The sequence below is a fragment of the Nonomuraea sp. 3-1Str genome (assembly GCF_031570565.1).
In the GTDB taxonomy this organism is placed as follows: Bacteria; Actinomycetota; Actinomycetes; order Streptosporangiales; family Streptosporangiaceae; genus Nonomuraea.
The window spans coordinates 78,268-93,199 of sequence record NZ_JALHBK010000007.1 but is presented as its reverse complement, the minus strand read 5'-3'; the positions used below and the strand labels follow the sequence as shown (position 1 = coordinate 93,199).

Here is a 14,932-nt window from a genome sequence, read left to right as displayed (position 1 = left end):
TCACAGGCGTGTGGCGGCGTGGTACTGGTGGATGAGCCAGGTGCCCCCTGCCTGTTCGGCCACGACGGACAGGCGTACCAGGTGGGTGTCACCCGTGGGCGCGGTGAACGTCACCTCCGCGAATCCGTGCACGACGGCCTGCTCCAACCGGGCGGCGGACACCACCGTGACCTGCGCCGTCGTACCGGGAGCGACCTTGTCGTAATACTCGAAGATCTCGCCCGGACCATGTCGCAGCCGTGGACTGATGCCCTGAAAGAGTGCGTTCCGGCTGAACAGGGCGACCATCTCGGCCGGCCGGTGTCCGTTGAAGGCCCGCCGCCAGTCGTCGAGCAGCCCGGCGAGAACGTCGGCGGCCGTGGCGCCGGTCATCGCGAACGCCCAGCGTGCAGAGCCTCCTCTTCCCATTCCTGCCGTGGCTGCGTGTGCAGCCGCCAGTAGTGCTCGGCGATGTCGTCCGGGTCGAAGTCGGTACCCGGGGCGACCGGGCCGGCCACGGTGACGCTCGCCACGTGCACCCCGGCGGGTCCGTACGCCTGGTCGAGCAGCGTGACCAGCGTCCGGACGCCTGCCTTGCCCAGCGAGAGGCTCACGTACTCCGGCTTGGGCTCGGGCATGCCCCCCGTGACGAGGAACGTCCCGCTGCCGCGTGCCGCCATGGCGGGCGCGACGTGAGCCGCGGCGTTGAGCGCGCCGACCACGTTGACCGCCCATGCCTCCATGTGACCGCGTACCGACAGCTCGCCCGGCGCGTCCGCCCGGATGATCGCGGCGTTGTACACGACGACGTCCGGCACGCCGTGCGCGCCGGCAGCCTGGTCCAGCGCGGCGGTCAACCCGGCCTGGTCGGCGCTGTCGGCCTGCAGCACGACCACCGGGACACCGCTGGGAGCCACCGCCTCGGCCGCGGCACGCAGGGTCCGCTCGCTCCGGGCGATCAGCGCGATCGGCAGACCCTCCCGGGCGAACCGGCGGGCCACCGCCTGCCCGATCCCGGGACCCGCACCGATGATCACTGCACCTGACATCGACAGCTCCTCATTTCTCGTCGATCAGCGATACTGGGGACGGTAAGGCGTCACACCATGTGAAGGTCAAAGGGATGCGGATCGGCGACCTGGCCCGTGAGACCGGGGTGAACAAGCGGCTGCTGCGCTACTACGAGGAGCAGGGGCTGCTCAGGCCGCTCCGGTTGGACAACGGCTACCGCGAGTACTCCGAGGCCGACGTCGCGACGGTGCGCCACATCCGCGCCCTGCTCGCCGCCGGGCTCTCCACCGCGGTCATCGCCAGGGTCCTGCGCTGCGTGCACGGCGAGGACGAGCTGATCGCGCCCACCGGCTGCCCCACCTTCGTCGACGAGCTGCGGCGCGAACGCGTCCACGTCGCCCAGCTGATCGCCCAGCTCCAGGGCTCGCAGCGGATGCTCGACACGATCCTCGACGCGGCGCTGCGACAGCCCTGACGCCGCGCCGGTCCGAGGCGGGAGCCCCTTATGGCCCGCCCCCCATGAAAGTTTCACAGACAGCCTCATGCCCGTTTCGTCGCTGGCCAGCGGCGATGCCTTATGCCCCCACGACGACACCCGGCGTCCATTGACCCGGGGAAAGCGCTTTCCTACGCTGACCTCGGTTTCATCGATGTCTCCATGCTTTGCCCGGCCAAGGACACAGACGGCCGGCGCCGGAACCCGCGCCCGCGCCGCCGTACCGAACACCATGGGAGCAGCATGATGCGCCTGAAAGCCGTCCTCGCGTGCGCCAGCCTGTTGGCGAGCGCGTTCGTCGCACTGTCACAGACCGCCGCGCACGCCGCGCCGACGAGGTACGAGGCGGAGAGCTCGCCCGCGGTCTGCACCGGCACCATCGACAGCAACTGGTCCGGGTACTCGGGCAGCGGCTTCTGCAACGGCACCAACGCCACCGGCGCCTACGCCCAGTTCACCGCCAACGCCGGCGCGGCCGGGACGGCGACGCTGGGCCTGCGGTTCGCCAACGGGACCACGAGCACCCGGTCCGCCGGCCTCATCGTCAACGGCTCGACCGTCCAGAGCGTCTCCTTCGAGACCACCGGCGCGTGGAACACCTGGGTCACCAAGACGCTCACCGTGCCGGTCAACTCGGGCAGCAACACCATCCGGTTCAACCCGACCACCTCGAACGGCCTGCCCAACATCGACTACATCGACGTCGACGCGGGCGGCACGACACCCCCGCCGGGCGGCACGCTGTACGTGGCGCCGAGCGGCAAGGACTCCGCGACCGGGACGCAGTCGGACCCGACGACCCTCACCTCGGCGATCACCCGCATCGCCCCCGGCGGGACGATCTACATGCGCGGCGGGACCTATCCCTTCTCGCAGACCGTCACCATCGCGCCGGGCAACAACGGCACCTCCAGCGCCCGCAAGAAGCTGTCCGCCTACCCCGGCGAGACTCCGGTGCTGAACTTCTCGGCGCAGAGCGAGGACCCGGCCAACCGGGGGCTCGCCGTGAACGGGTCGTTCTGGCACGTCTACGGCATCGTCGTCGAGCGTGCCGGCGACAACGGCATCTTCGTCGGCGGCAGCAACAACATCTTCGAGCGCACGGTGACGCGGTTCAACCGTGACACGGGGCTGCAGCTCTCGCGGATCGTCTCCGACACCCCCCGCGACCAGTGGCCGTCCAACAACCTCGTGCTGAGCGCGGAGTCGCACGACAACGCCGACTCCGACGGCGAGGACGCCGACGGCTTCGCCGCGAAGCTCACGGTCGGCTCCGGCAACGTCTTCCGCTACGCCGTGTCCCACAACAACATCGACGACGGCTGGGACCTCTACACCAAGACGGACACCGGCCCCATCGGCCCCGTGACCATCGAGGACTCCCTCTCCTACGACAACGGCACCCTCAGCGACGGCAGCCAGGCCGGCAACGGCGACCGCAACGGCTACAAGCTCGGCGGCGAGGACATCGCGGTCAACCACGTCATCCGGCGCAACATCGCCTACCACAACGGCAAGCACGGCTTCACCTACAACCGCAACCTCGGCACGATGTCCATATCGAGCAACGTCAGCATCGACAACACCGAGCGCAACTACTCCTTCGACGGCGGCACCTCGGTGTTCCGCGACAACGTCTCCTGCCGCAGCGGCAGCGGCAGCAACGACCGGATCGTCGGCGACGCCGACAGCTCGAACCAGTTCTGGAACGGCTCGAACGGGTCCCGGTGCTCCTCCTACACCGGCGCCCTGAGCTGGTCGTTCGCCGCGGACGGCCGCCTGGTCGTGACCTTCGGCGGCAGGACGGCAACGCCGTAGCAGACCCGCCCATCGTGTTCGCCGGGCCGGGCCGGTACCCCGCCGTACCGGCCCGGCCCGCAGTGCTCGCTCGTGGGACCGAGGTCGTGGCCCGGACGGCCCGCCGCTCAGGAGGTGGCCGTGACCCGGCCGAACAGCCGGCCGGCGAGGTCGACGCCCACGACCGCGCCGCTGTCGTCGCGGGTGAAGAAGCCACGCTGCCCCTTCAGCCCGCCCTCGGTGACGATGTACTCGTCGCCGTCCCCGGGCAGGAACCCGATGCCGGCCGGCACGTAGTCCGGGGGCATGTCGGCCTCCGACGCCTGGCGGATCTCCGGCTTGATCCCGACCTCAAGGGTGAGCCGGGATCCGTCGGTGGCGATGTCGAGGTTCATGGCGTCGATCTCGTAGTGGCCGGCGACCTCCCGCGCCCGCGCCTGGTCGTACGGGATCGGCTCGGGGTCCCGGTCGACCACGCCGAGATAGTGCTCCAGCGCCCAGCGGACGACGGCCTGGTTGAAGGGGTACCCGTCCGGGCCGGCGTTGGCCAGGGAGACGACGGCGAGGTCGTGTCCGGGCACGATGAGCAGCTCGGCGAACTGGCCGTTGCCCGATCCGCCGTGCCCGATCGTGCGCACTCCGTCCACCTCGCGCAGGAACCAGCAGATGCCGAAGCCGTCGCCGAGCGTGCTGGCCCGCAGCTCGACCGTCTGCTCCCGCATGCGGTGCAGCATCTCGGCCGGCAGGACGCCGTCACCGCTGCCCAGGTGGAACCGGGCCCAGCGCAGCAGGTCGCTCACCGATGACGCGATGCCGCCGCCGGGGTTGTTGCCGTGCGAGTCGGCCGGGAACGACGTCCACGGCCGGGCCAGGCGCATCGTGCCGTCCTCGCCGCGGTTGTGACCCACGGCGAACCGCCGGATCATGACCTCGTCCAGATCGAAGAAGGTGTTCGACAGCCCCGCCGGCTCCAGGACCAGCGAGGCCACGGCCTTCTCGAACGGCAGGCCGGTGACCTTCTCGATGACCCGCCCGGCCAGGTTGTAGCCGGCCTGGCTGTAGGAGGCCCGGGTGCCGGGCGGCGCGATCACCGGCAGCTCGGCCATCTTGGCCACGAACGCGGCCAGGGAGCCGTCGCCGTTCTCGGTGTCGATCAGGTTCCAGTCCAGCCCGGCGGTGTGGTTGAGCAGGTTCAACACGGTGATCTCGGCGGCGGCGTCCGCATCGGCGAGCATGAGCTCGGGCACGTAGCGGCGCACCGGAGCGTCCAACTCCACCTTGCCCTCCGCGACCAGGCGCATCAGCGCGGTCGCCGTGAAGGTCTTGGTCACCGAGGCCAGGGGGAAGAGCGTCCTGTCATCGACCGGCAACGGGTTGTGGAGGCTCGTCACGCCGTGCGAGGCGAAGAACTCCTGACCACCGGCCAGCACCCCGACGGCAACCCCCGGGATGCCGAACTCCTTGGCCGTCATCTCGACGAAATCGGACAGCTGCTCCTGCGACATGTGATTTCCCTTTCGCTGCTCGGGCTGTTCCACGCCGGGGTTCTCGCGTTCGAGATCTCGTACGTTCTCCCGTACGTCCTGGCGTGCACGTACGACGATGGGCGCCGCCACTGACGCGGCGCTGACGCCGCGCTAACACGCCCTCTCAGCACCCCGACACCCGCACACATGCGTGTCCTCCCACGCGCCAGTCGCATGGACCTGGTTGCCGTCGACCAAACTACGAGTGGTACCTCTCGAACCTCCCGAACTCGTCCTGCATGAGATCCCAGAAGGACCGAAAGCGCTGAGCGCCCGGCAACCAGGGCGCGAAATACCACGCTTCCCACTCACCCTCTTGAGTCGTGATGTGCGGGTTGAGCAGGTAGACGCCGTCGTCGAACTCGCCGATCAGAAGCATGTCCGGCAGATACTCGGGCCGGTAGAAGACCGTGTCCTGATCGTCGCCATAGACGAAGTAGTCCTCATCGGACGCACTCGTCATCGCGTACTCGTCGTCCTCGGACCCCATCGCGGCCAGGTACTCGTCGAGATCACGCACCCATCCGACCTCGCCTGACGCCCGCAACGTGCCCCCGTCCCATCCGTTGGCGACGTGGAGAAATGCCCGGTAACTCGGCGGCAGGCCGCTACCGAGACGTTCCTCGAGCTGCCTGATCTCGTCTTCGGTCGCGCCGGCCGAGGCGACCTGACCCAGACGTCCAAGGAGGTCGGGCCAGGGGTGGCGAGAGGTGTCAGGAACGCTCATGGCGGCGACCCTAGCGACTGCGCACGAGGATGGCGCTCTGCTCAGGTGGCCCGGAGCGTGAACGGGTGGTGCACAGGGGTTCCACCTGCCACGACCGATTCGGCTTGACAGTCGATCTTTTGTGCACATGATTAGTGCGTCTTTCCGCACTATTTCAAGGAATCGTTATGAAGCGGACCGTCGTGGGCGTGGCCCTGATCGCGGGCCTGGCGCAGTTGACCGCCACCCCCGCGCAGGCAGCAGCCGGGACCGACCCGGCGAAAGCCCTCCAAGCCGTATGGACACGCGGCATGGGCGTGAACATCGTGTCCACCGCGAAGGTCGATCACGGTAGCGGCGTTTTCTACACCTCGTACGTGGACGGCACGGTCGGGTTCGGCCCGCAAGGCGAGCTCGCCTCCGACACGTCGCAGCGTGTGCAGTTCAGCAAGAAGGCGATGAGCGGTCTGAAGAAGTCCGGCATGGCGGAGGACGCCGCCCTGGCGGAGATGCCTCTGCAGGTGATCTCGTCAGGCCACGACGACTACGTCTCAGGCCCGCGCTTCGCCGAGGCGTTGCCGCAGGACGCGAGCTGGGTGCGTTACCCGCATACCGACCTGCCGGCCAGCAATCTGCTGCTGGAGGTCCTGGAGCCCGCCACGCTCAAGGCGCTGCTGGCGCACCGCACCTCCTGGCAGGGCGGAGTGCTCAAGGGGACGATCAAGACCGACAAGCTGGCCAAGGCGTCCCCCTCCTTCGCCTCGCGCTTCAGTGCGTACGCCGGAAGCAAGCCCGTCGGCACGGTCTCCTACACCCTCCGGCTGAGCTCGTCGGGGCTGGTGCAGCGGGTGTCGGCCGAGGGGGTCCTGCGCTCCCGCAAGGGCTCGCTCCGGGCCGCCTCGGACACCCGCTACTCCGCCTGGGGGCGGCAGGTCACCGTTCTGCTGCCCCTGAGAGGCGATGTTCTCGACCAGGAGCAACTCCAGGACAAGGTGCCCCACCAGGTGCCCGGCGCCTGGAACTAGCTGTGGTCCCGGACGGCGACCGGGTGGTTCCCGTCCGGGTCCATGGAGTCCGGCAGCGACGGCGGCTCGTCGCGCGCCTCGCTCGAACGGCACTACCGACATGTCCCCCAGGCCTTCCGCGCCGCGAGCATCGCCCTCCACCCGGCACGCTGCTCCGGACACTGCACCGCTGACTTGCGGCCAGTTGGAGGAGGCGGCTTCCTCCTTGTGGAGGATCGATCTCCGTGACGTCCTGGATACCGTTGACGCATGCGACGGCGTGGTCAGGCTCTGGACGTTCTGCTGGTGGCGGCCGCCATCGGCTTCGACGTCATGACCACATGGCACACCTGGGGCACCTCCTCGGCGCCCGCGGTGGTCTGCGCCGGGTTCTCCGTACTCGCCGGGGTTCCCATGGGGTTCGTACGGCAGTGGCCGGTACCGGTGGCCGGCTACCTGTCCGGGCTGCTCATCCTCACCGACCAGATCAGCGCCTTCACCGTCAACACCGTGCAGATCCTCCTCCTGGCCTGCCTCGGCGTCGTCGCCTACAAGGCGCGCCCGCTCGCCGTCCTCTGCTCCGCCGCGCTCGGCGCCGTGGCCACCGGCTTCAACCTCGCCGATCCCGGCCTCGCCTTCACCGCCAGCTCGTGGTGGTACTCCGCCGGCGCCGCCGTCGTGCCCGTCCTCATCGGCGCCTACCTGCGCGGCCCGGCCGGGCGCCTCACCGAGCGCGACATCACCCCCGACGTGCTGCTGGCCGGCGGCGGCGTCGCCCTGACAGTCCTGAACACCTGGACGGAGTGGGACGCCTCCGGCCTGCCTGTCTGGGTCGTCGGATCGCTGGTGGTGCTCGCGGGCCTGTCCCTCGGCGTCGCGCGGCGCCTGCCGGGGCTGGTGTTCGTCCTGCAGGTCGCCCTCATGCTGCTGGCCGACCAGTACTTCCAGGCGGCGACGGCCACTTGCGTCATGCTCGTCCTCATCGCCGCCGGCGTGTTCGCCATGCGCGTGGCCTCCTGGCTCTGGACGCTCGTCGTCTACCTCGTCGCCGTCCTCACTGTCGCCCTCTTCACCGTCGCCATCGGCATCGTCGGGCCGGGCGCCGAGGTCGAGCCGATGCGCGTCGTGGTGCTGATGACGCTCGTCGTCGCTCCCGTGGCGATCGGCCGCTACCTGCGGGTCAGGCAGGCCGCAGGCGAGGCGGAACGGTTGCGCGTACGCGAGTCGCAGCGGCTGGCGCTGGCCCAGATGCGAGCCGACCAGCTGGCCGAGCGTGAGAGCATCGCCCGCGAAGTGCACGACATCGTCGCCCACCACGTCGGCGCCATGGCCCTGCGAGCCGGCGCCGCCCGCTACGCCGACCCCGACGGGCCCTCCGCTCAGGCGCTCACCGACATCCGCGACACCGGCCACCAGGTGCTCGAAGACCTGCGCGGCCTGCTCGACCTGCTGCGCGATCCCGGCCAACGGCCCGACCTGCCGGCCGACCCGGCCGATCCCGCCGACGTGGTGCGCGAGTCGGCGGAGCGCATGGCCGCGGCAGGGCTGCTCGTCGAGCTCGACGTCGGCCCGGAAGTGGAGCAGGTGCCTCTGGTTGCCCGCGCCTCCGCCACCAGGATCATCCAGGAAGGTCTTACGAACGTGCTCAAACACGCGGGCCCGGGCACGAAGGTGCGGGTAAGCCTCACCTCGGCCCCCGACGGGCTGGCCGTCGAGGTGCGCAACGGTCCCCCGCCCACCGCCTGGCGCAGCCTGCCCTCCTCCGGGCAGGGGCTGCGCGGCATGCGCGAACGCGCCCGCGCGCTCGGCGGCACCCTCTCCGCCGGTCCCGACGAGGACGGCGGCTGGCTGCTGACCGTCCTGCTGCCCACCAGGGAGACGGCGTGATCCGCGTCGTCGTGGCCGACGACCAGGCTCTGGTGCGGGCGGGCGTGCGCATGCTGCTGCAGGCGAGCGGCGACATGGAGGTGGTGGGCGAGGCGGATGACGGGGCCAAGGCCGTACGGCTGGCAGAGCTGCACAAGCCCGACGTCATCCTCATGGACCTGCGCATGCCCAGGGTCGACGGGCTCGAAGCCATCAAGCGCGTCCTGTCGTCCAGTCCCGCGGCCAGGATCGTCGTCCTGACCACCTTCGCCGAGGACGCCGACGTGTACGCGGCGCTGCGGGCGGGAGCGATCGGGTTCCTGCTGAAGGACGACGAGGCCGAGCGGATGGTGGAGGCCGTACGGCGGGCCGCGGCGGGAGAGCAGCTCCTGGCGCCGTCCGTTCTGCGCCGGGTCGTGGAACGGGCGCTCGACGCCCAGGCGCACGCGGACCTGCCCACGCCGGCGGGGCTGACGGAGCGGGAGCTGGACGTGCTGGCATTGCTGGGGACGGGGTTGTCGAACGCCGAGATCGCCGACGAGCTGCACATCGGGGTGACGACGGTGAAGACCCACGTGGCGGGGGTGATGGAGAAGCTGGGACTGCGCAACCGCATCCAGGCTGCGGTGGTCGCACACCGTGTGGGCCTGGTCGACGCCGCCTTCAGAACCGTCCACAGAGACTGAGTCCCCGGACCGTCGGCCACCACCTCTACAAGGGGTCAGGTATTCAGCGATCTTCGCACGGCGGCGTCCACCAGCTCGTGGATCTCCTGCTGGGTGAAGATGTCGGGCAGTGTCAGCCGCTCCACGATGAGCCAGTTCAGTGCGAGATAGAGGAGCACCACCGAGGTCGAGTCGCCGGGCAGACCTGAGGCGGCGTGGTAGCCGATGTTGGCGTCGATGTCCTCGCGGATGCGCTTGGTCAGCACGGCGCGCAGCTCAGGGCGCCGAGTGGACTCCAGCCGGAGCTCGAGGAGCGCCAGGTAGCCGGAGTTGAAGGCGGCGACCCGATCCACCAGCTCGTGCATGAGCTCGGCATAGCGGGTTTCGTCCTGCACGCCCTCCTGGTGCCGGGCGATCGTGGCCTCGTCGGGCAGCAACCGCTCGTAGATGCGCCCACCGACCTGGGTGAACAGGTCGTCGCGGTTGGCGAAGTAGTTGGAGGCCGTACCCGCGGGGACGGCGGCCTCCGCATCGACGGCCCGGAAGGTCAGCCCTCGCGCTCCCTCCCTGGCCAGCACCTCGATGGCCGCGTCGATCAGCGCCAGCCGCCGCGCAGGATTCGTCCGCACTTGACACCACTCCATGTGTAGTACTACGTTCAGATCACTTCGTTCAGAGTACTACATATGGAGTTGATTTGGTATGCGAAAGCTTGTGTACTACATCGCTGTGTCTCTCGACGGCTACATCGCGGGCCCCAACGCCGAGTTCGACTTCTACCCGCTGTCGGACCAGATGGCCGCCTGGATCAACGCCCGCTATCCCGAGACGCTCCCCACCCACATCCGCAAGCTTGTCGGTCTCGACGGCGTGCCCAACAAGGTCTTCGACACCCTGGTGATGGGCCGCGGCACCTACGAGCCGGCCCTGAACGTCCCCACCACCAGCCCGTACTCCCACCTGCGCCAGTACGTCGTCTCCCGAACCTTGCAGATCGACGACCCGACGGTGCAGGTGGAGACCGGCGACCCGATCGAGCTCGTCCGGCGACTGAAGGCGGAGGACACCGGCCTGGACATCTACCTCTGCGGCGGCGGCAAGCTCGCCGCCTCCCTGCTCCCGGAGATCGACGAGATCATCCTCAAGAGCTACCCCGTGGTGGCGGGCACGGGCATCCCCATGCTCTCCGGACAGTTCCGCCCCACCCTGTTCGCCCCCACCCGACGCGAGTCCTTCGACAACGGCGCCCAGGTCACCTGGCTCACTAGGGCCTAGAACCACAAGGAGGAACCATGCATATCAAACTCCCAGCCGCGATCAACCAGGCCAAGACCGACCACCTGCACCGGTCGCCGCACCAGCACGAACACCCGGCGCGCGACCTCAAGCCCACGGGCCGGACCAACCTCTCCCGCCGCCCGACCGCCACCCCTCGCCGCAGCGGGTATTGACTGGACCGGCACGGCACGGCCTTGGCGCAAAGCATGCCGGTGCAAGCGGCGACCAGGAAAGGTGTCAGTAGCATGAGCACATGACGCCGATTACACCTCCCTACTATGCGGTGATCATCACCCAGAAGCTGAAGGACACGGGCCTGGAGGGGTATGACGAGATGGCCGCCCGGATGGTCGAGCTCGGCACCAAGTGGCCGGGCTACCTGGGCCGCGAGTCCGTCGCCAGAGCCGATGGCCACGAACTGACGGTGATCTACTACGCCGACGCCGAATCGATCGCCGGCTGGAAGGCCGATGTCGAGCACCTGGAGGCGCAACGACTCGGACGCGAGCGCTGGTACGAGTACTACGACATCCAGATCGCCCGCGTCGAGCGCGCCTACAGCTTCCGTTCCTGATGGCGCACCTGCTTGAGAGCAGGCCGGGAAGATCGCTTCCCGGAAGGGCCTCGCGCTCAGCCGGATGTCGTCGCGGAGTGTCCGGACGGGCTCAAGCGGGCGGCGAGGAAAGCGATGATCTCGTCCCTGGCCTTCAGCGTGGGATGTCCGTCCTCGTCGACGAGGTGGGCGGTGACCACGCTGTGGGGGGTCTCGACCACGTCGCCGAAGAACGGTGGCGGGCTGGTGTTCGCGGAGCTGCCCGGTAGGACACGGCCGTCGAAGGCGTCGCCGAGGAGTGCCTGGTAGGCGGCGAAGCGCTGGCCGGTGCACCAGCGGTCGTCGTCGAAGCGGTAGGCGAGAACCTTCAGCCCGTCGCGCGCGATGCGGTCTCGGACCGCGCGCGCGTCCTCGGCGCTGATCTCGAGTCCGGCAGGGTCGTCCAGCGGCAGCGACGGGTGGTTGACCACTGGCGCGATGACAGCCGGCTCAAGCGCCATGGTCAGGGCGAAGTTGCCGGTGAAGCACAGCCCGATCGTCCCGACTCCCGGACCGCCGCATTCGGCATGGGCCTGGCGCGCGAGCCCACGCAGCCATGCCGTGACCGGGCTGGTGCCGCCCCCGGCGAACGCGCGGAACTCGGCACTGACACACGCGCGCCGGACGACCTCCGTACCACCCTCGACCGTGGGATAGGCGCCGTCGACGCCGAACAGTGAGGGGACATGGACGGTGAAGCCCGCATCCCGCACCCACCGCGCCAGTCGAAGGACGTCAGGACTGATGCCGGGCATCTCCGGCATCAACACGACGGCCGGCCCGGAACCCGCGACGTACACCGTCTTCACCACCCCCTCCACGTCCACGAGCCGGCGGGAGAAGTCCGTGATCATGTCGTCAAGTCGTCCGCTGGGAGCGCTCATGGTCACAGCGTGGACCGATGCCCCGCACAGGGCGAGAGGCCGGATCGCCATGTATGCGGGTAATCTCGCCGTTGGCGGGTGGTGAGGAGGCGAGCGTGAGCGCGCTCCGGGTTGGTGTCCTGGCCTATCCAGGCTGCTTCGCGTCCGAGGTGTTCGGCGTACCCGACCTCCTGACGATGGCCACGCACATCGCCGGACCGGGCGGCCCCGGATACGAGGTGTCGATCGTTTCGCCTCGTCGTCATGTCGCCGCATCGGGCGGTGCGGCATTGGACGTCTCTCCGCTGCGCGAGGTGGATGTCCTGGTCGTGCCCGGGTTCGAGCTCCTGCCCAGCCTGGATGTGGACGCGAAGCTCGCACCCCTGGCCCCGGAGATCGCGGCGATCCGCTCACACGCTGCTGCGGGCACCGTCGTCGTCTCGATCTGTGTCGGTGCGTTCCTGCTCGCCGAGGCCGGACTCCTCGACCGACGCCGGGCCACGACAGCCTGGCTTCTCGCGGACGAACTGGCTCGACGCTACCCGGACGCTGACGTCCGACCCGAGTGTCTGGTCGTCACCGACACGGGGGTGACGACGACGGCGGCCTTCAGTGCCATGTACGACTTCGCGCTGGATCTGATCCGCCGGCACAGTGGTACCGGCGTGGCACGGACAACCGCGCGGGTGGCGCTCGTCGACGATGCGCGATCGTCCCAGACTCCGTACGTGGACGCGCGACTTCTTCCGCAGCCCGGGAACGCCTTCTCCCACCAGGTCATGCGACGGCTCGACCAGGACCTCGCCGCGCGATACGACCTCGCCGCGTTGTCGGACACGTTCAAGGTCAGCACTCGGACGCTGCTGCGGCGCTTCGCGGAGGAGACCGGCCAGAGCCCGCTGGAGTACCTGCAGTCGTCGCGCGTCCGCCGCGCCCGCCATCTCCTTGAGACCACGAACCGCACCGTCGCCAGCATCTCCGCCGCGGTCGGGTACAGGGACCCCAGCACGTTCGCCGCCCTCTTCGCCAAGCACGCCGGACGACGCCCGAGGGACTACCGCGCGGCCTTCCGCTGCGCTGACTGATCATCCTCGGCCGTTCAGGCGGAGGGCGCCCAGACACTCACCTCCGGTCTTCTGCGAGGGCTCGCGACGGCGTGAGCAGTGCGGACAGTGCCCAGCGGCCGGGGCCGAGGACGGCGACGAGCAGGAAACCCCAGCAGAAGAGCGCGGCCTTCTCACCGCCGTTCTGGATCGGGAACAACGCCTGCGGCTGGTGGACGATGAAGTAGGCGTAGGCCATGGTGCCCGAGCAGATGACTGCGGCGGCGCGGGCGGCCAGCCCGAGCAGGACGAGGGCGCCGCCGACCAGTTCGATGACGGCGGCCCACCATCCGGGCCATTGTCCGAAGCCAGGTGCCTGACCCTCCGGCCCTCCCAGCACGTCGAAGAGGGTGGCCGCGCCATGGCAGGCGAACAGCAGTCCGATCACCGACCGGTACAGGGCCAGGAAGAGGTCCTGATGCTTCTTCAACAGATCCACTGCCCTTTCTCAGAAACGAAGCCAGGAATGGGAGCGCTCCCATGCAGGGTCTCCAGCCCTGCCGAACCTGTCAACGCCGCCCGCTTTGGGGGACCGTTCCAGCAGCACGTCATGTGCGCCACAGGGCCGAACTCGCCGGCATGAACGTGCACTTCCTTGAAACTTTCATCAGCTGACGAGCCGGCACGACCCCTGCAGTGAACCGACCAGACCCCAGATCCCAGTACCGGGATCGGTCAGTCGTTGCGAGGTCTGCTGAATTCTTCGATCAGCACGGGATACTGCTCCCCACCGTGTCCGGCGGCGATCGAGCGGTCGGCCATCGCCTTGATCAGCTTCGGCAGTTCGGCGTTGACGCCCACCGCCTCGCTCTCCTCGATCAGGTGTGCCATCGCCCGCGCGTCGGTCTCCAGGGCCGACACCTCGGCCGGGAAGGAGCCGCGGTCGATCTGCTCGGCGTACCCAGGCAGCCATTCGGCGACGCCGGCAGCGATCTGCCGCGCGAACGGCGCGAACGTCGCGGCGTCCACACCGGCCGTCCTGAGCAGAGCAGTGCCCTGGAGCCAGGCGTTCAGGACGCTCCACATCATGGCGAGGCCGGCCACGTCGTACAGAGACGCCAGCCCATGGTCCGCACCAAGGTAGGTGACGGTGCCGAGCGCGTCGAGCGTCGACCGGTGCTCCTCGAAGTCCGGCTGCGGCCCGCTGTGCAGAATCACAGCTTCGGCGGTCCCTATCGCCGGCGGGATGGCCATGATGGCGCCGTCCAGGTACCGGGCGCCGCGTTGCTCGGCCCATCGAGCGGCTTCCCGGGCCTGGGCCGAGTCGCCCGAGGTCAAGTTGATCAACATCTTGCCGTCCGGCTCGACATCGCTCGTGCCGAGCAGCTCGTACATGGCCTGGTAATCGGTGACGCAGATGATCGTCAGAGAACTCGCCTCGAGCGCTTCGCCGACCGTTGGGGCCGGCCGTGCACCCTCGGCCGCCAGCTGATCGGCCTTGGAGGTGGTGCGGTTCCGCACGGTTGTGGGATGCCCGGCTTTCAGGAACGCGCCGGCTAGCGCGCGGCCCATCAGTCCGAGTCCGATGACTGTCACGGGTGTACCGGTTCTGCGGTCCATGGCAGCATCGTCAACGTTGATACCGGTATGAAGGTCAAGTGAGGTTCGATGCTGATCGGGGAACTCAGTCGCCGGACGGGCGTGAACGCCCATCAGTTGCGCTACTACGAAGCCCAGGGGCTGCTGGAGGCGGACCGCGGCGCGAACGGTTACCGCGAGTACAACGAAGACGCCGTTCTGAGGGTGAAGCAGATCCGGCACCTGCTCGGTGCGGGTCTGTCCTCCGAGGACATCGCGTACCTGCTGCCTTGTGCGGTCGGAGAGGCCCCGGAGCTGCTCGGGTGTCCCGAGCTGCTGGCCGCGATGCGGTCACGGCTGCGGCGACTGGACGATCAGATGGACAGGCTCGCTCAATCCCGCGACGCTCTTGCCGACTACATCGCCGCGGCCGATCGCATGGCCGGTGAGAGCTATCCCCCCTTCGACGACGCCGACCAGGAGCCCGTGCCCGCCTGAGCGAAAGCCTGGTTCGGTCTCCATCAGGAT

The 14,932-nt window shown here is 69.0% G+C and carries 18 protein-coding genes; 10 read left to right on the top strand and 8 right to left on the bottom strand.

Annotation, left to right across the window (positions count from 1 at the left end; genetic code table 11):
- Both MTP10_RS14010 and MTP10_RS14005 read right to left on the bottom strand, forming a co-directional pair.
- A complete protein-coding gene (locus MTP10_RS14010) occupies positions 1-372 on the bottom strand; it encodes an SgcJ/EcaC family oxidoreductase (RefSeq protein ID WP_310709581.1) in 372 nt (123 codons plus the stop codon).
- Entirely contained in the window at positions 369-1,028 is a 660-nt protein-coding gene (locus MTP10_RS14005) for an SDR family NAD(P)-dependent oxidoreductase (protein WP_310709580.1), read from the bottom strand. Before MTP10_RS14005 ends, MTP10_RS14010 begins: the two co-directional genes overlap by 4 nt.
- Positions 1,029-1,102: 74 nt before the next feature.
- On the opposite strand from MTP10_RS14005, the gene MTP10_RS14000 reads away from it, so the two are divergent.
- Both MTP10_RS14000 and MTP10_RS13995 read left to right on the top strand, forming a co-directional pair.
- Positions 1,103-1,465, top strand: a complete 363-nt coding sequence (locus MTP10_RS14000) for a MerR family transcriptional regulator (protein ID WP_310709579.1) — start codon at positions 1,103-1,105, stop codon at positions 1,463-1,465.
- A 267-nt stretch (positions 1,466-1,732) separates the two neighbouring features.
- Entirely contained in the window at positions 1,733-3,304 is a 1,572-nt protein-coding gene (locus MTP10_RS13995; protein ID WP_310709764.1) for a carbohydrate-binding protein, read from the top strand.
- A gap of 107 nt (positions 3,305-3,411) precedes the next feature.
- Here the strand turns inward: MTP10_RS13995 and MTP10_RS13990 are convergent, their stop codons facing one another.
- Together MTP10_RS13990 and MTP10_RS13985 are read right to left on the bottom strand one after the other, a co-directional pair.
- Positions 3,412-4,788 carry a serine hydrolase domain-containing protein gene (locus MTP10_RS13990; protein WP_310709578.1) on the bottom strand — a complete coding sequence of 459 codons (1,377 nt, stop codon included), beginning with the start codon at positions 4,786-4,788 and terminating at the stop codon, positions 3,412-3,414.
- 220 nt (positions 4,789-5,008) lie between these two features.
- The gene (locus MTP10_RS13985; protein ID WP_310709577.1) at positions 5,009-5,536 is read right to left on the bottom strand and encodes an SMI1/KNR4 family protein; all 528 of its coding nucleotides are present in this window, start codon (positions 5,534-5,536) and stop codon (positions 5,009-5,011) included.
- Positions 5,537-5,703: 167 nt separating this feature from the next.
- Between MTP10_RS13985 and MTP10_RS13980 the strand changes: the two genes are divergently transcribed.
- The 3 genes from MTP10_RS13980 to MTP10_RS13970 all read left to right on the top strand — a co-directional run bounded on the left by MTP10_RS13980 (position 5,704) and on the right by MTP10_RS13970 (position 9,071).
- Positions 5,704-6,540: a hypothetical protein gene (locus MTP10_RS13980; RefSeq protein WP_310709576.1), complete on the top strand. Its 837-nt coding sequence runs from the start codon at positions 5,704-5,706 to the stop codon at positions 6,538-6,540.
- Positions 6,541-6,789: 249 nt separating this feature from the next.
- The gene (locus MTP10_RS13975) at positions 6,790-8,406 is read left to right on the top strand and encodes a histidine kinase (protein WP_310709575.1); all 1,617 of its coding nucleotides are present in this window, start codon (positions 6,790-6,792) and stop codon (positions 8,404-8,406) included.
- On the top strand, positions 8,403-9,071 hold the full coding sequence (locus MTP10_RS13970) for a response regulator transcription factor (protein WP_310709574.1): 669 nt from the start codon (positions 8,403-8,405) through the stop codon (positions 9,069-9,071). Before MTP10_RS13975 ends, MTP10_RS13970 begins: the two co-directional genes overlap by 4 nt.
- Positions 9,072-9,106: 35 nt before the next feature.
- Here MTP10_RS13970 and MTP10_RS13965 read toward each other — a convergent pair whose 3' ends face one another.
- Entirely contained in the window at positions 9,107-9,679 is a 573-nt protein-coding gene (locus MTP10_RS13965; protein ID WP_310709573.1) for a TetR family transcriptional regulator, read from the bottom strand.
- Between the two features lie 73 nt (positions 9,680-9,752).
- Here MTP10_RS13965 and MTP10_RS13960 point away from each other — a divergent pair, with 73 nt between their 5' ends.
- From MTP10_RS13960 to MTP10_RS13950, 3 genes are all read left to right on the top strand, one after another.
- Positions 9,753-10,325: a dihydrofolate reductase family protein gene (locus MTP10_RS13960; protein ID WP_310709572.1), complete on the top strand. Its 573-nt coding sequence runs from the start codon at positions 9,753-9,755 to the stop codon at positions 10,323-10,325.
- 17 nt (positions 10,326-10,342) lie between these two features.
- Positions 10,343-10,501: a hypothetical protein gene (locus MTP10_RS13955; RefSeq protein ID WP_310709571.1), complete on the top strand. Its 159-nt coding sequence runs from the start codon at positions 10,343-10,345 to the stop codon at positions 10,499-10,501.
- A gap of 80 nt (positions 10,502-10,581) precedes the next feature.
- Positions 10,582-10,902: an antibiotic biosynthesis monooxygenase gene (locus MTP10_RS13950; protein WP_310709570.1), complete on the top strand. Its 321-nt coding sequence runs from the start codon at positions 10,582-10,584 to the stop codon at positions 10,900-10,902.
- Between the two features lie 56 nt (positions 10,903-10,958).
- Here the strand turns inward: MTP10_RS13950 and MTP10_RS13945 are convergent, their stop codons facing one another.
- A complete protein-coding gene (locus MTP10_RS13945) occupies positions 10,959-11,729 on the bottom strand; it encodes a dienelactone hydrolase family protein (protein WP_310709569.1) in 771 nt (256 codons plus the stop codon).
- A 170-nt stretch (positions 11,730-11,899) separates the two neighbouring features.
- On the opposite strand from MTP10_RS13945, the gene MTP10_RS13940 reads away from it, so the two are divergent.
- Positions 11,900-12,868, top strand: a complete 969-nt coding sequence (locus tag MTP10_RS13940) for a helix-turn-helix domain-containing protein (RefSeq protein WP_310709568.1) — start codon at positions 11,900-11,902, stop codon at positions 12,866-12,868.
- 37 nt (positions 12,869-12,905) lie between these two features.
- Here MTP10_RS13940 and MTP10_RS13935 read toward each other — a convergent pair whose 3' ends face one another.
- Together MTP10_RS13935 and MTP10_RS13930 are read right to left on the bottom strand one after the other, a co-directional pair.
- Positions 12,906-13,325 (bottom strand): DoxX family protein, encoded by a 420-nt coding sequence (locus MTP10_RS13935; protein ID WP_310709567.1) that lies wholly within the window; start codon positions 13,323-13,325, stop codon positions 12,906-12,908.
- A 236-nt stretch (positions 13,326-13,561) separates the two neighbouring features.
- Positions 13,562-14,446, bottom strand: coding sequence for an NAD(P)-binding domain-containing protein (locus MTP10_RS13930; protein ID WP_310709566.1), 885 nt, complete (start codon positions 14,444-14,446; stop codon positions 13,562-13,564).
- A 48-nt stretch (positions 14,447-14,494) separates the two neighbouring features.
- On the opposite strand from MTP10_RS13930, the gene MTP10_RS13925 reads away from it, so the two are divergent.
- Positions 14,495-14,902 carry a MerR family transcriptional regulator gene (locus tag MTP10_RS13925; RefSeq protein ID WP_310709565.1) on the top strand — a complete coding sequence of 136 codons (408 nt, stop codon included), beginning with the start codon at positions 14,495-14,497 and terminating at the stop codon, positions 14,900-14,902.
- Positions 14,903-14,932 lie beyond the last annotated feature (30 nt).

What these genes read in the sequence shown, in the direction of transcription:
- MTP10_RS14010 (WP_310709581.1), bottom strand. Translation starts at nt 372, where the DNA reads ATGACCGGCGCCACGGCCGCCGACGTTCTCGCCGGGCTGCTCGACGAC.
- MTP10_RS14005 (WP_310709580.1), bottom strand. Translation starts at nt 1,028, where the DNA reads ATGTCAGGTGCAGTGATCATCGGTGCGGGTCCCGGGATCGGGCAGGCG.
- MTP10_RS14000 (WP_310709579.1), top strand. Translation starts at nt 1,103, where the DNA reads ATGCGGATCGGCGACCTGGCCCGTGAGACCGGGGTGAACAAGCGGCTG.
- MTP10_RS13995 (WP_310709764.1), top strand. Translation starts at nt 1,733, where the DNA reads ATGCGCCTGAAAGCCGTCCTCGCGTGCGCCAGCCTGTTGGCGAGCGCG.
- MTP10_RS13990 (WP_310709578.1), bottom strand. Translation starts at nt 4,788, where the DNA reads ATGTCGCAGGAGCAGCTGTCCGATTTCGTCGAGATGACGGCCAAGGAG.
- MTP10_RS13985 (WP_310709577.1), bottom strand. Translation starts at nt 5,536, where the DNA reads ATGAGCGTTCCTGACACCTCTCGCCACCCCTGGCCCGACCTCCTTGGA.
- MTP10_RS13980 (WP_310709576.1), top strand. Translation starts at nt 5,704, where the DNA reads ATGAAGCGGACCGTCGTGGGCGTGGCCCTGATCGCGGGCCTGGCGCAG.
- MTP10_RS13975 (WP_310709575.1), top strand. Translation starts at nt 6,790, where the DNA reads ATGCGACGGCGTGGTCAGGCTCTGGACGTTCTGCTGGTGGCGGCCGCC.
- MTP10_RS13960 (WP_310709572.1), top strand. Translation starts at nt 9,753, where the DNA reads ATGCGAAAGCTTGTGTACTACATCGCTGTGTCTCTCGACGGCTACATC.
- MTP10_RS13955 (WP_310709571.1), top strand. Translation starts at nt 10,343, where the DNA reads ATGCATATCAAACTCCCAGCCGCGATCAACCAGGCCAAGACCGACCAC.
- MTP10_RS13950 (WP_310709570.1), top strand. Translation starts at nt 10,582, where the DNA reads ATGACGCCGATTACACCTCCCTACTATGCGGTGATCATCACCCAGAAG.
- MTP10_RS13930 (WP_310709566.1), bottom strand. Translation starts at nt 14,446, where the DNA reads ATGGACCGCAGAACCGGTACACCCGTGACAGTCATCGGACTCGGACTG.
- MTP10_RS13925 (WP_310709565.1), top strand. Translation starts at nt 14,495, where the DNA reads ATGCTGATCGGGGAACTCAGTCGCCGGACGGGCGTGAACGCCCATCAG.